The 14,368-nt window shown below is 64.4% G+C and carries 13 protein-coding genes and 2 pseudogenes; 2 read left to right on the top strand and 13 right to left on the bottom strand.

What is annotated here, in order from left to right:
* Positions 1–3: 3 nt before the first annotated feature.
* Positions 4–4,370, bottom strand: a pseudogene (locus AC3A5Z_RS21700) (strawberry notch-like NTP hydrolase domain-containing protein).
* 176 nt (positions 4,371–4,546) lie between these two features.
* Between AC3A5Z_RS21700 and AC3A5Z_RS21695 the strand changes: the two are divergent.
* Positions 4,547–4,843 (top strand): hypothetical protein, encoded by a 297-nt coding sequence (locus AC3A5Z_RS21695; RefSeq protein ID WP_487521353.1) that lies wholly within the window; start codon positions 4,547–4,549, stop codon positions 4,841–4,843.
* Positions 4,844–4,870: 27 nt separating this feature from the next.
* Here the strand turns inward: AC3A5Z_RS21695 and AC3A5Z_RS21690 are convergent, their stop codons facing one another.
* The 11 genes and pseudogenes from AC3A5Z_RS21690 to AC3A5Z_RS21640 all read right to left on the bottom strand — a co-directional run bounded on the left by AC3A5Z_RS21690 (position 4,871) and on the right by AC3A5Z_RS21640 (position 12,729).
* Positions 4,871–6,223 carry a hypothetical protein gene (locus AC3A5Z_RS21690; protein ID WP_487521352.1) on the bottom strand — a complete coding sequence of 451 codons (1,353 nt, stop codon included), beginning with the start codon at positions 6,221–6,223 and terminating at the stop codon, positions 4,871–4,873.
* A gap of 137 nt (positions 6,224–6,360) precedes the next feature.
* Positions 6,361–7,383 carry a nucleotidyl transferase AbiEii/AbiGii toxin family protein gene (locus AC3A5Z_RS21685; protein WP_487521351.1) on the bottom strand — a complete coding sequence of 341 codons (1,023 nt, stop codon included), beginning with the start codon at positions 7,381–7,383 and terminating at the stop codon, positions 6,361–6,363.
* Positions 7,376–7,969, bottom strand: coding sequence for a DUF6088 family protein (locus AC3A5Z_RS21680; RefSeq protein ID WP_487521350.1), 594 nt, complete (start codon positions 7,967–7,969; stop codon positions 7,376–7,378). Before AC3A5Z_RS21680 ends, AC3A5Z_RS21685 begins: the two co-directional genes overlap by 8 nt.
* 57 nt (positions 7,970–8,026) lie before the next feature.
* Complete coding sequence (locus tag AC3A5Z_RS21675; RefSeq protein WP_487521349.1) at positions 8,027–8,671, bottom strand: antitoxin of toxin-antitoxin stability system; 645 nt, start codon at positions 8,669–8,671, stop codon at positions 8,027–8,029.
* Positions 8,664–9,083 carry a hypothetical protein gene (locus AC3A5Z_RS21670; RefSeq protein WP_487521348.1) on the bottom strand — a complete coding sequence of 140 codons (420 nt, stop codon included), beginning with the start codon at positions 9,081–9,083 and terminating at the stop codon, positions 8,664–8,666. Before AC3A5Z_RS21670 ends, AC3A5Z_RS21675 begins: the two co-directional genes overlap by 8 nt.
* Before the next feature lie 74 nt (positions 9,084–9,157).
* Positions 9,158–9,355 (bottom strand): hypothetical protein, encoded by a 198-nt coding sequence (locus AC3A5Z_RS21665; RefSeq protein ID WP_487521347.1) that lies wholly within the window; start codon positions 9,353–9,355, stop codon positions 9,158–9,160.
* 1 nt (position 9,356) lies between these two features.
* Positions 9,357–9,734 (bottom strand): DUF6915 family protein, encoded by a 378-nt coding sequence (locus tag AC3A5Z_RS21660; protein WP_487521346.1) that lies wholly within the window; start codon positions 9,732–9,734, stop codon positions 9,357–9,359.
* Between the two features lie 10 nt (positions 9,735–9,744).
* A complete protein-coding gene (locus AC3A5Z_RS21655) occupies positions 9,745–10,236 on the bottom strand; it encodes a DUF6878 family protein (RefSeq protein WP_487521345.1) in 492 nt (163 codons plus the stop codon).
* Positions 10,237–10,337: 101 nt separating this feature from the next.
* Positions 10,338–10,856, bottom strand: a complete 519-nt coding sequence (locus AC3A5Z_RS21650) for a DNA repair protein RadC (RefSeq protein WP_487521344.1) — start codon at positions 10,854–10,856, stop codon at positions 10,338–10,340.
* Positions 10,857–10,963: 107 nt separating this feature from the next.
* Positions 10,964–11,404, bottom strand: coding sequence for a JAB domain-containing protein (locus tag AC3A5Z_RS21645; protein ID WP_487521343.1), 441 nt, complete (start codon positions 11,402–11,404; stop codon positions 10,964–10,966).
* Positions 11,405–11,530: 126 nt separating this feature from the next.
* Positions 11,531–12,729 (bottom strand): annotated as a pseudogene (locus tag AC3A5Z_RS21640) (DUF932 domain-containing protein).
* Positions 12,730–12,936: 207 nt separating this feature from the next.
* Here AC3A5Z_RS21640 and AC3A5Z_RS21635 point away from each other — a divergent pair.
* The gene (locus tag AC3A5Z_RS21635) at positions 12,937–13,716 is read left to right on the top strand and encodes a hypothetical protein (RefSeq protein WP_487521342.1); all 780 of its coding nucleotides are present in this window, start codon (positions 12,937–12,939) and stop codon (positions 13,714–13,716) included.
* A 218-nt stretch (positions 13,717–13,934) separates the two neighbouring features.
* Here AC3A5Z_RS21635 and AC3A5Z_RS21630 read toward each other — a convergent pair whose 3' ends face one another.
* Positions 13,935–14,339, bottom strand: coding sequence for a single-stranded DNA-binding protein (locus AC3A5Z_RS21630; protein WP_090271194.1), 405 nt, complete (start codon positions 14,337–14,339; stop codon positions 13,935–13,937).
* Between the last annotated feature and the right edge of the window lie 29 nt (positions 14,340–14,368).

Genomic DNA, 14,368 nt, shown 5'->3' with positions numbered 1-14,368 from the left:
GGCTCAGGACCCTCCCCGTGCATGCAGTCCCGTCACAGGACAACGCGCGATCAGGCGATCCAGCACTTTGAGCCCGCTCGCATCCGTCGGGCAGAACAGGCGCAGCTTCCAGCTGATGATCTCTGAGAAGAAACCGTCAGCCTTGAGCCGGTCCTTCACCGCTTCAGTGAAGCCCGACAGTTCAATCCGGTTTACACCCATGACGCGGGAGCGGTGCAACTCCATTCCCTCGGCGAGCCGCACGACGGTCTTACCCTCAAGAACAAGGGCATGGACCTGCGCCCCCGTGAGCTTTGGCGCGTCATCTGCCAGCGTCGTCGCGACCCAGGCGGGTGAAACCCTTCGCCCGATGATGCGCTGGCCGTCATCGGTCTGCAGCCGGTATACGCGGGTTTCATCCTGGGGGAGCTGCTTCCAGATCGGCAGCAAGAGGCCCGCCACGATGTGGAGCGTGGCTTCCGAGAACTCCGGCACTTCAGCCAGTTCCGCAGTCCAGGCGGCAGCGAATGCCGCACGGTCGGCTTCCAGCCAGTGAGTATCGTCCATCATTCTGGCCGGAACCGTGCTTGCCTCCGTCGGACGGATCAGCCGCAAACGGGGCTCGATGGTGCCGTCGTCCAGCATCAGGCTTGTGGCGGGCACCTGCACGGCTGCCCGGCCGAGCGGCTGTTGAGCAGCAGGCGTGCTTTTGGGTCGTCAAGGCAGTCGAGCGCATCCGCCAGCGAGGTCGGCGTGTTGCGCCGCTTCTCCGAGATAGTGAGGAGTTGGGTTTCCGCGCCGGAGCCGGGATGCGTGTAGATCACCCGCGCATCTGTCACGCGGAAGCTCTCGGCGCGCAGCGTTTCGAGCCCGAGATCGTAGACCCCGGCGGCGACGGCCCCCTCGATCCGTTGGTCGAGCAATTCCTCGAAAGCCGAGAAGAGCACGGCCTGCATGTCGATCGTCAGCGCCAGCAGGCGATTGAGGAAAGTGGTGATCGGCGGCAGGTCGTCCTTTAGCCCGTTGTCATCGGTCAGGCTGAGTCCCGTCGCATCCTCGAAGGCCCCGAGCGAGCAGCCCGCCACATCGCCGCGATAGATGCGGCGGTAAAGCTGGCGAAGCGCATCGCGGGCATAGGGCGACTCGAGGTTGTCCTCTGGCCGGAACAGCCCTTGACCACCGGTCTGGCGCTGACCGCGCGTGATCGCCCCGAGCGTGTCGAGGCGACGCGCGATGGTGGAGAGGAACCGCTTCTCCGCCTTCACATCGGTTGCCACCGGCCGGAACAAGGGTGGTTGCGCCTGATTTGTGCGGTTGGTGCGGCCGAGGCCCTGGATGGCAGCATCTGCCTTCCAACCGGGCTCCAGAAGGTAATGGACCCGCAGGCGCTGGTTCTTGGCACCCAGGTCGGCGTGATAGCTGCGCCCCGTGCCGCCCGCATCCGAGAAGATCAGGATGCGTTTCTGATCATCCATGAAGGCGGCGGTTTCCGCGAGATTGGCAGACCCCGCCCGGCTTTCGACGACGAGCCGCGCCAAATGACCCTCGCCCTTGCGCACGATGCGGCGCGACCGACCCGTGACCTCGGCAACGAGGTCGGTGCCGAAACGCTGGACGATCTGGTCGAGCGCTCCCGGAACGGGCGGCAGGCTGGCCAGCTTTTCGATCAGCGCGTCCCGCCTGCGGGCGGCCACTCGACATTCGACTGGCTGGCCGTCGCGCACCACGGGCCGGGACGACAGATTGCGCTCGCTGTCGGTGAAGGGCTCGTAGAGCTGCACCGGGAAGGAATGGGCGAGGTAGTCTAGGACGTATTCCCGCGGGGTGATGTCGACACGGATGTCGTTCCATTCCGCGGTCGGGATATCCGACAAGCGGCGTTCCATCAGCGCCTCGCCGGTCGAGACGATCTGGATGACGGCTGCGTGGCCTGCGGCCAGATCGGCCTCGATGGCGGCGATCAGCGTGGGGGTTTTCATGCTGGTCAGCAGATGGCCGAAGAACCGCTGCTTGGCAGATTCGAAGGCCGAACGCGCCGCGGATTTGGCCTGCCGGTTCAGTGTGCCAGAATCCCCAGTGATGTTGGCGGCCTCCATCGCGGCGGCGAGATTGTTGTGGATGATGGCGAAGGCCCCCGCATAGGCATCGTAGATGCCGCGCTGCTCAGGGGTCAGCGCGTGTTCCAGCATCTCGTATTCGACGCCGTCGTAGGAGAGCGACCGGGCGGTGTAGAGGCCGAGCGACCGCAGGTCGCGGGCAAGGACCTCCATCGCCGCCACCCCGCCTGCCTCGATGGCCTCAACGAACTCGGCTCGCGTTGCGAAGGGGAAATCTTCGCCGCCCCAGAGCCCGAGACGCTGCGCATAGGCGAGGTTGTGGACGGTCGTTGCACCGGTGGCCGAGACATAGACCACGCGTGCATTGGGCAGCTTGTGCTGCAGGCGCAGGCCCGCCCTGCCCTGCTGAGAAGCTTCCGTGTCGCCACGCTCGCCCTTGGACCCTGCGGCATTCGCCATCGCATGGCTTTCGTCAAACAGGATCACCCCGTCGAACTCCGCCCCCAGCCAGTCAACGATCTGGTCGACGCGGGATTTCTTGGCCCCGCGCTCTTCCGATCGCAGCGTGGCATAGGTGGTGAAGAGGATGCCCTCGCTCAGCGGGATGTCGCGGCCTTGCGCAAAGCGCGACAGGGGCGTGACGAGCAGGCGTTCCTGGCCGAGCGCCGACCAGTCCCGCTGCGCATCCTCCAGCAGCTTGTCGCTCTTCGAAATCCAGAGCGCCTTGCGGCGACCCTGGCACCAGTTGTCGAGCACGATCCCGGCCGACTGACGGCCCTTGCCCGCCCCGGTGCCATCGCCGAGGAAGAAGCCGCGCCGGAAGCGGATGGCGTGAGCGGCAACGTCGGGCGCGGCAGAGACGACGTCTCCGGTTTCATCGACAGTCCAAGACCCCGCGAGATACGCGCCATGCGCTTCGCCCGCGTAGATCACGGTCTCGAGTTGCGCGTCAGACAACAGACCGTCGCGCAAGACGGCAGCGGGGAGTTTCGGGCGATAGGAGGGTTTCGGGGACGCGACTGAGGCCATCGCCGCCGATTGCACCAGCTTTGTCGGGTGCGAGGCCGCGCCGGGGATGTCGATGGCTTGCAGACGGAAGGACTCGTAGATCGCGTCTGAAAGGCGCGCGGCACCTAGATCGTCGGCCGTCTCCCGCACAGTGTAGGCGAGGTCCTCGGCATCTGGCGCGGAGACTTTCGATGCGACGCTGGCCGAAGGCGTTGCACGCGGTTTCCCAGCCGCGGAACCAGACGCACGGGCAGGAAATCCCGGGAAGGGGGAAGTGGCGCGGGATCGTGCGACATCGTCCGCATCCATCTCGAGGCGTGGCGGGACCTCTGCTACGATCCGGGCGAGGAGTTGCGGCGCATCGACGGACATCGGCCGCGCCAGATCAGCCGTTATGCCACCCCGCTCACCGCCACGGCACTTGTCAAAGACCGAGATCCGGGTCTCGAAGCTGGTCCCGTGTTTGGCGAAAGCAGCACCCGATACAGCGCCGGTGAAGACCAGATGGGCATTCTCGGTCAGTCGGCCGAAGGTCCCGGACCAGGCGGGCGCATCAGGTGCGAAGCTTGCGCCGGTGATCGCGACAAGTCGCCCGCTGGGGGCAAGGCGCGCAAGAGCAGAGCGCAGATGCCGCGCCGTCGCCTCGGTACTGCGGCCATCGACATTGGCCACGGCCGAGAAGGGCGGGTTCATCAGGATGACGCTGGGGCGCAAGCCCGCGTCCAGATGATCGTCGATTTGCGCGGCGTCAAAGGTGGTGACGGGTCGCTCCGGAAAGAGGAGGCGCAGGAGGTCGGCGCGGGTGTCGGCCAGCTCGTTCAGCGCGAGACTGCCGCCCGCGATCTCGGCGAGGATCGCAAGAAGCCCGGTCCCGGCGGAAGGCTCGAGGACGAGGTCCCGCGGGGTGATCTGCGCAGCCGCCAAGGCCGCGAGCCCCATGGGCAGCGGCGTCGAGAATTGCTGGAACCGTTCCATCTCCTCCGAGCGCCGGGTGTGCGTCGGCAAGAGGCACGTCACCTTGGCGAGGATCGGCAGCAGCGCGGCAGGCGAGCCCGCCCGGGCGAGCAGTGCACGGCCGAATTTCCGCAGGAAGAGGACCAGCGCCACCTCGCCCGCCTCATAGGCCAGCTTCCAGTCCCAGGCGCCATCGGCATCGGAGCCGCCAAAGGCGCGCTCCATCTCGAGGCGGAGGCGCAGCGCGTCGATCTTAAAGCCTTGGGCCAGATCGGGCTGAAGTGCTTCGGCGACGGCGAGGATCGCGAGAGCGGGGGCGTGATCGCGAGATAGAACAGGAACGGGAGGCGCAACGGGCGCGAGATAGGTCATCGGGAAACTCCGGAATAAGGGACAGGTTCAGGCCCGGACACCCTCTCTCGGGCACCCTCAGGCCTGATCTTCCCCGGCCCCCCTCTTCCTCTCGAGCCGACGCGCCCGGACGCTTGGCTTGATTTTGTTCCTGTTATGTTCTATATTGGGGACCAAGCCAGCAAGGGAGTTTCCCGATGGACAGCACCACTTATGCCTTGCCCGCAGCGCCCAAGCAAATCGCCTATGCGCGCTCCCTCGCCCTGCGTAACCAGACCCTCCTGCCCTGGGAGGTCCAGCAGGACCGCCGGTCGCTCAGCGCCTGGATCGAGGCGCAGGCCCAGCTGAAGCCGGTATCCGACATGGACCGGCTGCCGACCTCGAAGCAGGTCGCCTTCGCGGAGAAGCTCGCCCGCATCAAGCGCCGCGCCGTCCCGGATGAATGCTTCCGCGACAAGGGGCTGATGTCGAAGTGGATCGACGGGAACAAGTAGACCCGGATCAGCGGGACCGCGTTTCCTTCAGAAGTCGATCCAGATGGTCTCGGTGCGCTTGCCTGCCGTGCCATCCTTCCGAAACCGTGGTCCTTCGACGATGAAAAATGACCGGTTTTCGGTGATGTTCATGCTAGTCCGAGAGACTTGAATGCGCGTGATCTGGCCCTTGTGTGATTGAACCAGGATGTCGCCCACGGCGATGCCCAGAATGGAGCAGCACAAATCGGCTCGTTCGGCCTCGATCTCTTCTCCCCAACGCTCCATCTCGTCGGACAAGCGCTCCCATGCCCTGCGCGCATTCAGCATCGGACGCTCTCCCCCGAACCAGATGCGGTCCGCGATGGCAATCTGATCGTCCGGGATATCCCGCTCCAAGGCATAGGTGCTGCGCTCCAACATCTCGTGCACACGTTCAGCTTCGATCAGGGCCCGTAGACGGGGCCAATGCTGTCTGATCCGCACGCGGCCGAGCGCTGGTGGGATGTCCACTTCCTTCGATGGCATCAGATCGATCGGCATGATGTCCCGCAAGGCGACCTTCTCGGTCTTGAAGGTCTCGGTGTCAGCGCCGCGGTGATGCCGTGCGGTCATGGTGCAATCCACCCAGAGTTCGGTGGCCGATACGCAAAGCTGACTGCGGGCTGTCGTGTAGTTTTCCGAAGAATAGACATGATGCGCGGACCACGCATGATCGAGGGTGACGAGCGGCATGACGACATGCGCAAGCTTCTGATCCCGCACCAACATAGCCAGCTGGGCTATACGCTCCTGCAAATGCGCCGTCAGTCGGATCAGGATGGACGGTTCTTTCCGGTCCTCATCGAAGCAGCGGTCGGCGCGGGGCAGAACAAGGACCTGTGGCTTTGCCACCGGAAGCATCTTGTCGACAAGACCCGCAAGGCTTTGCGTGACGCCATGGCTCAACGCGACATCGACATCGCCATTCTTGACCCAGACGAGGTAGCGGTTCTGGATGAGGAGCAGCAGCTGTGTGGCGATGTCGGGAGGAATGTCCCTGATCTCGTTGGACACGACCTTTGTGGCCCCAAGGTCGCCCCCCTTCGCCACGAACTCCAGAAGCGCCTGATCGACGAACTTACGCTGAATCGGCGACAGACTGACGGCGCCCGGACGCGGTCGCGGACGCGCGAGGGCTTTCCGGCGCTCCTCGATTTCCTCGCGAAATGCCCGAAGCGGAGGACGCCGTGGCGCTTGGCCTGCTTCTACGCGCGCCCAGTATCCCCGGGGCGGTTTCGGCACTTGAAGGCGCGCGCAGAGCTTGGCAACGGCAACGTCCGAGATGCCCATGTCACGCGCGACCTCCACGGTCGGCTTCTCCCAAATGAGCGCAAAAAGCTCCTCGCGCGATATGTCCATTCTCAATGTCCGGCGACCACAGGCTTCTGTTCTCAATAAGACTTTTGAAATTCACAGGCCATGCCTCCGCCCTGCCTAAGGCAAGGCGCCGCACGAAGCGGATAACGACGTAGGCGGGAACAAGTGGGAGTAGCGATCTAGGAAGATTTGGAAGCTGCGTTGGCCCTTCTGGCGATGTCAGCGCAGCGGTCCATCAAGTCGCCAAAGGGCTCTGGTGTCGTTGCAAGCAGGCCGTCCTCGGCCATCCGGCGGTAATCGTCAGCGAGAGCGTCGAGGGCTGCACCGCTTGGGGCCAGCTGGAGTTGACCACAGGTTGCGGCGCCGTAATCGATCCACGTGGCATCCGCCGCCTTCTCTGCAAAGAACATCGTCTTGTGCCGGGCGACAGCGGTAGCAAGCGCGCGATCTTGGATGGCCGCAGCGGCGATGCCCGCATCATCCAACCTGGCGACATCATGCCAGTGGCGAGAAAAGCGATCCCCTCGCATACGGTTTTGCAAACAGAAGACGTGGATCGCTGTCGCCTTTTCCCAGAACGTCCGTTCCGCATGCATCACGCGCGGGCGGGCTGTGGGAAACTCCACGCCTTCGATCACAGACGCGGCATCGCAAACGATATCGCGTGGGGATGCGGGCTCTCCTGTAGAACGCGCGCCGAATTCCAGCATCACGCTCGGAGAAACGTATCCCGTGCCGCGCGCGAGGTGTGGGTAGTCGATGAACAGCTTGTCGCCGTCAGTCCGAAGCCTGGCATCGATCCCTTCCCGATCAATCGCCTGCTGCAGGATCGGCTGGACGGTCCCGGCCACCCATTCAGGCAAGGCGTGTCGAACACGTTTCGACCAGCGACGCTCTTCACTGGATGTGGCGGGCATGGCGTCTTCACGGCCCTCGAGCAGATCCGGGATCAGCGCTCTGATATCGAAGGTCAGATCCACATCCTCGGAAAACCGGTCAATGACCTGGTAGGCCTTCGACAGAGAGGTGCCACCCTTGAAGACGAGGTTTGTGCCAATGGGCGATCCAAACAGCTGCTGGATCGCCCAGACCACCCAGACGTCCTTTTCGAGGAGATGGGCTGGTCGGCCGAGCCGATCGGCTGCGACGCCAAGAGCATCCAGCCGGTCTTTGGCGTTGAGGCGCAGGAATGCCTCAGCCATGGACCATCTCTCCGACCAATCGTGCCAGCCAAGTCGGGAACTGCGGCGCGGCGGACACGAGTTCGGTCTTTGCCGTCTCCGTGAGCTTGGATCGCAGGATTTGCAGGGCCTTGGGAGCCTCATCCGGCCCGAGCCATGCCAGCGCACGGACGGCCTGGCCCGAGGTCTTGCTCCCAAGGGCCAACTGCCAGCGCGGCGCATGACGCAGTTCGACTGCCTGCCGGCCAAGGTTCAGCACACGGCTTCGTCCCGACGTGAGGTAAATCGACTTGACCGGCACCTGCGTGGTCAGGCCCAAAGCGTTTGCTGCGGCAGCACCGCTCGGCACGATCGTCTCGCCCCGCTGCACAGCGAGCGCTTCAATCGCCTGTTCAGCGGACGGACTGCGCGGACCAAAGCGTGTTTGGACGGGGCGCATGTAGAGGCCGCGTCCCGCACGGATCAACTCGCCGCGCGCGGCCAGACGCGACAGCGTCTGATCGACCGCCGCGCGCGAGCCGAGGTGCAGGAGCCCCTTCGCTGCCAAAGGCACTCCCTCCGGCAACGTCGTCGCGACATTCATAATGCTTTCGGCCATGCGCTCCATGATCGCTCCTTTGTCAGAAACATACGCGGTTTTCTGACAGTTTTCAACCGTGCGCGCTCACCCGAACCGCCGCCCGGCTTCGGTGAAGGTGTACTCGTTGACGATGATCCCCTCCTCGATGGCCTCGTCCGAGGTCAGGTGGTCGTATTCAGCCTCAAGCTGGCAGTAGAACCAGCGTGCCAGATCATGCAGCGCTTCGGTCACTATCTCCTCCGCATCGAGGGTCGGCGGCTGCCAGGTCAGACTGTCGCGCGTGACGTCGATCGACATGGTGTATTCGTGATAGTAGCGGCCACGGTGGCTGGCCTCAGCGGCGAGCTGGTAGAAGTTCCGCCGCTGGATGGCCTGCAGCCGGTCAGCGATGCTATGCAGCGTCGCGTCCGTGGGCGCGTAATCCCGGATGCGCGCGGCGGCACCCTTGGCGTGGGACCAATAGCCTTCGAAGCAGGCCCCGTCGCCCTGGCTCCAGAACCCTGAAAACCAGATGCAGGGCTTGGCCCGCGTGCCGCCGCCCATCAGGCGGACGGGGGTGGTCTTCAGGCGGATGGCGAGGATTTCGCAGACCCTTTCGAAATCCTCATAGACCGCGTCCCACCACTCGTCGTGGGGGCCAAGTTCGCGATACCAGCTGCGGGCCCTTTCCTTGGCGGCATCCGAGAGTTCGGGGAACTGGTAGACCGTGGTGCAGATGATCTCAGGCATCGACGTCCTCCCCGTTGAGGGCGCCGGCGAGCCATTCGTGCGTGCTGGTCCAGCCGATAGATTTGCGAGCACCGAGATCGATGGCATGCGCGCCGCCGCCGAAGGCGTCGAGGCGAAGTCGGGAGCAGGTCAGGGCGTATTGGAAGCCCCAGAGGCCGATGAGGTCGAGCTCGTCCGCCAGGCGCAGCACGAAGCGGATGACGGCTTCGACATCGCCGTGGTCGTCGTCATGGATCCAGAGAGTGCTGCCCTCGGGCGCATCGTGTCGTGCGAGGGTGAAGCCCGCGACCTCCGGGTCGTCGGCGTCCTGATCCGCGGCGCGGAGTTCCTCGAACAGCGCAAGCGCGCGGGCCGCCTTGTCGGGCGTGCCGACGTCGAGCAGGCACGAGAAATGGGTGAAGTAATCCGCCATAGGGACCTCCTGAATGTGAAGACCCGGCCGAGAGGCCGGGCGTTGTGTCGGGATGAGGGGGTGGTTGGGGGCGATCAGCCGCTGGGACTGTCGCCCGCCGCCTGTCGCGCGGCATGCTCGCAAAGCATCTGTCGGTAGAAGCGCTTGCGCGCCGTCCGGAAGCCGCGAACAGCCCGGGTGTCGGGATGAAGCGCCCGGACCGCCGCGCGCAGGACGGTGTAGGGCGAGGCCGTCGCTGGCAGGCCGAGGCGCTGATAAGCCGGATCGGTCATGTCAGGCGACCTCGACCACGGGCGAGGCGAGATGCGGATCGACCAGCGCCTCGATCCGCGCGGCCTGGCCCATCCATGGCTCGGGTCGGATGGCCTTCACCCAGTCGGCGAAACTCGGGATGAAGCCGAGATCTTCCTTCACATGCTGTTCGCCGACCCAGCGGGTCGGGATGATGCGCCCGGTCGAGAGCGTGAGGGTCGGACCGAAAATCGTCTCCGCCATGAAGATGCCCTCCGCATGGTGGCGCAGCGCCCGGTGCCGGAAGTCCGCCGTGATCTCCTTGCTTGCATCAAACCAGGAATGCACCGCGATGAAATCGTCGACCGTGCCGCCCCACTTCTTCACCGAGGACAGGGCGTGGTGATAGGGATGTGCCATCGCCGCCCCCTCAGAAGTGGTGGGTGTAGAGTTCGGACGAGGTGAAGCGCTCGTTGAACTCGAGGTGGATACAGCGGGCCGCGGCGTCGAAGCAGAACTCGCCGTAAGCGCCGTCGTTGTTCTCCCAACCGCCATGGGTGTCGGAGAGGAAGTCATAGGCCAGCTGCTCGACGACATCTTCCAGCGAGAGCTGCCGCATCTCGACCTCGGGGTCGTCCCAGGTCAGTGCGGCATAGGCGATCTCGGTCGCGGGGAAATCGACGGCGGTTTCGCCGGACCAAGCGCCGATGCTTTCGATCTGGCCGCTGTCACCGGCCCCATCGAAGGTCACGGTGACATGGGTGATGCCGGCGGCCGAGAGGCCGTCGAAGAGGCGATCCTTGTTGCCGGGGCGCAGCGCTTCGATCCGGGCCGCGCGTTCGGCATGCGCCGCGAAAATCTGCGCAATGTCGACGGTCGGGGGTGCCATCGGCGGTGCGAGCGTGGGTTCAGTCAGGGTCATCGTGTGTCTCCGGTAAAGGGAAAGGATCGAAGCCGGGCCGGGCGATCTCTCTCCCCCGGACAAGCTCCAAATCCCCCCTGCCCCTCTCTGTCTCTCGGGCTTCACGCCGCGACCTGCAGCGCCCGGGCGGCGAAGGCGCGCCAGAGCGGGTCGACGAGCCGTGCATCAAGAAGATCGGCGCGGTGGCGCAGCCGTTGCGCCAGATCGGTCTCGCGCCAATCGGCGGCACGAACCGCCTGCGCGCGCAGCTGGCTCGCCTCGGTGACGACGCCCCGCGCCTCGGCCGCGCTCGTCACCGGGTGACACCAGGCGACGGCGTGGTCACTGGCGGCACCAGCCAGAACAAGCCGCTCTTCGCGATCGAGGATCGCCAGAAGCTGGGGCGCAGCATCCGGGGCGATCCTCTCGGCATGGTCGATCGCGCCCTGCATGGCCTCGGCCAGCGTCGCGAAGCGGGCGAGCACCAGCGGCGCGGCGCGGCCAGACATCAGGTCGGCCGGTGCGCGGCGCGACAGGGTCAGGGCGAAGGGATGATTGGGATCGGCGTCGGCAGTCGAAAAGTGCGGTGTGACGCCACGCGCGTAGGCGGTCGGGAGGATGGGCATTGGCAGGTCGAACATGGGGAGATCTCCGACGGCGCGGGAAGCCTCTCTCCCCGCTTCACAGTCAAAGACCAAACCGCCGCCCTCTTCCTCGAAGGGGCGGCGGCGATGGGTCCGACAGGCCCTCAAAGCTTGCCCAAAGCTCGCAGGCTCAGCTCCGTCCCGGCGCCGACGATGATGTGGTCGTGCAGCGTCAGCCCGAGGTACTTGCAGCCCTTCTGGATCTCCTTGGTCATGCTGAGATCGGCCTCCGACGGCGTCGGATCGCCCGAGGGGTGGTTGTGGATCAGGATCAGGGCGCTGGCGTTCAGTATCAGCGCCCGCTTGATCACCTCGCGCGGATAGACCGGGACATGGTCAACCGTGCCGGTCGAGAAAAGCTCATCGGAGATGATGCGGTTCTTGCGGTCGAGGTAGAGGACGTGGAAGCGCTCGATCGGACCGCGGACGGTCAGAGCACAATAGTCCATCAGCGCCTGCCAACTGCCGATGACCGGGTTTTGGCTCAGGTAGCGGCCGAGGATGTCACGGGCCTCAAGGATGACGGTTTCCTCCTGGGGGGTCATGGGAGTTCTCGCTGAAATGCGCAGGCAGAAGCCCCCTGCCCTATCGGGGCGGGGCCACTAGCGTGCGTGTGGAAGGGGCAAGCGCGACCGCCGGGGATGCAGGCGGTCGCGTTGTAGGTCTCGGCCTCAGCCGACCCGGTCGAGGAGCTTCTTGGCGCGCCCCTCCATGTCGAGGCGGGCATCCTGCTGGGTCTTGTCGCGGGCAAGCCGCGTGATGCCCTGCACGAAGTCGAAGATGCTCTCGGGCGGGCGGCCCTCTTCCATCAGCACCTTCTCGATGATCTTGCCCGACTCCGCCTTCGAGAAGCCGCGCTTCCTCAGGAAGTCATCCCGGTCCTCATCCGTCCGCGCGACGATCTGCTGCCGCGCCGCCTTGATACCGTTCACGAAGCCCTGCGGCGAGGAATTGGCGAACCGCGTCAGTGCCGGAGCCGCCTCATGGGCAAAGCGGGAGGCGGCGTATTTCGAGTGGCGGATCTTGATCTCCTGGAAGTCCTCGACGCCCCACAGGTTACGGTTCTGGCACACGGCCCGCAGGTAGAAGCTCGCCATGCCGAGCATCTTCGCCCCCACCTCGGAGTTCCAGCAATAGAAGCCCCGGAAATAGAGATCGGGGGAGCCGTCCGGCAGGCGGCCCGCCTCGATCGGGTTGTGATCGTCGACGAGGAACAGGAAGACGTCGCGGTCCGAGGCATAGAGGGTGGTCGTGTCGCGGCTGATCTCAACATCAGGGTTGTAGACCCCGGTCGACCAATCGAGCACGCCCGGCACCTTCCAGCGCGTGTCGCCTGTACCGTTGCCCGCGATGCGCTGCACGGCCTCGACCAACTCGTGGTCATGGATGCGGCCGTAGTCCGGGCCGGTCACGGCGCGCAGTTCGGTGCGGCCGTCTTCCGTCTCGAAGGTCTTCACCTGCTCGGCGCGGTGGTTGGTCAGGCCGTATTGCAGGTTGATGCCCGCCAGCGGCGCGGGCAGCTGTCGCAGGTAGGAGGCCGGAGCACCGACGATGCTGGCGAGTTGGCCGAAGGCCCAGTGCGTGGGCGCAACCGGCTCATGCGCTTTCGGCAGGACCAGGTGCAGCCGTTCAGCGCTGTCGCGCGCAGCCTCGACCCGGATGTCGGCGGTCTGCACCACCCGGCTGCGGCTGCGCTCGGAGCGGCCTTTCACATTGGCCCAAAGATCATCCAGCGACAGATACCGCTCGTCATCCGGCCGGTGAACCATTCGGACAATACCCGCCCGTTCCGCTCACCCCGGCTCACATCCACCTTCCAGCCACCTGGCCGCACAGGTGCGACCGGATCCAGAACTTCCACAACGCCCATCGGCTATCTCCCGCGACGGGCGCCGGGAGCCACTCTCCCAGCCCTCAACCCGTCACCGGGAAACCGGCACTCCTCTCACTCTTCAGCCGGAGCACAAGTGTCGGCAGTGCGGGACAAAGTGGACGTTCGCGGGGGCTGTGTTTCCCTGAAGTGATGCATCCCTTTGGTTTTCAGGCTAAATAGTCAGGGCAATAGGGGGATGGAGAGATGCAGACTGAAATCGATAATCAAATCAAAAAGGCCATTGAGGACTTCGGCTTTCGTTCATCCGTTCCGATCTTTATGGCGATAGCGGATGATGACGCAGATCACCTAGCTACCGGGATTTTCATCAACTGCAAGGACAGGCTGTTTTTGCTAACCGCTCGTCATATCCTTGATGGCTGCGATCCGGCGGACCTTGCGATCGCAAGGTCACCTGAAGGCTCAAGCCTTCAAACTCTTGGGATCTCCAATTTATTCAAACCGGTTGATGCTCCTGGTGTAGATGTCGACATCCTTTGCATCGAGATCAAAGAACCTGAAGTCCACACCATCGTGAAGCAGGGCTGGCGGGCTGTAGACATTTCCATCGGTAAGGATCCTGAATTGGCCGAAGATGTCCTCTTGGTCGGCTACCCTTCAGCTACGCTGAAGAAAGATGGCATGAAGTTGTCGGGGAAACCAACGAGCTATCGGACCTCTGTCATGGCAACGGCTCCGCAAAGTGCCCGTCAACCAGTCTCAGCGGAGCTGGACCTCTTTCTGGTACTCGATCGCGAGGGGGTGTCGTTTTCAGGGGAGCGGTTTTGCAGCCCGGCGATCGGCGGAATGAGCGGCTGCGCGATCTGGCAGTTTACTGAAGTTCAAAACACAGAGTTATGGACGCCCGATAGGGCCTTACGGCTCGTCGGGATACAAGCCTCGGCTCTCTATGGACAGTTCTTCCGCGGGAAGCAGTGGAGGTACATTGAGCACGTGATCACTCAGGCCTGTCATTCGACCTAATGAATGAGCGGCAAATAGGCCGTTCCGCCGACCGCAGCACAGCATCGCTCAGCGACCGCCGTAGCACATTTCGTCTGCGACTTCGATGCTGTACCAGCCGCGGCCATGATCCTACCGCGCCATGCCCGACCGTCAGCTCAGGGGCTCGAAGCTGCCGTGCGGCTGCACAGCGAACCCGGCGGGTTTCCCCGCCGGGCCCGAGGGGGAGGCCCCGTTCGTCAGAACGGAATCTCGTCGTCGCGGTCGACCAGCTCGGGGTTTTCGTTCTCGGCCGACTTCGGGCGGCTCAGGAAGTCGACCTTCTCGGCGATGATCTCGCAGCCGTAGCGGTCGTTGCCCATGCTGTCGATCCACTTGGTGTAGTGGATGCGGCCGTGGACAAGGACCTTCATGCCCTTTTCGCAATGCTCCGCGACCGTCTTGCCGAGACCGTTGAAGCAGGTGATGCGGTGCCATTCCGTGTCCATAACCCGGTAGCCGTTCTCGTCGCGCAGGACGCGACCTTCCGAGAGGCGGGGGCGGGAGGTGGCGAGGCTGAAGTTGGTGATCTTGGTGCCGCCCTGGGTGGTGCGGACTTCGGGGGTCTGACCGATGTTGCCGGCGAGGATGACGATGTTCTGCATGGTAAGCTCCTATGTGTCCTGTCTTCGGG

The organism is Cereibacter sp. Soil_C_27 (assembly GCF_057657095.1).
The sequence above is the reverse complement of the archived record's forward strand: the minus strand, read 5'-3'. Positions and strand labels throughout refer to the sequence as shown.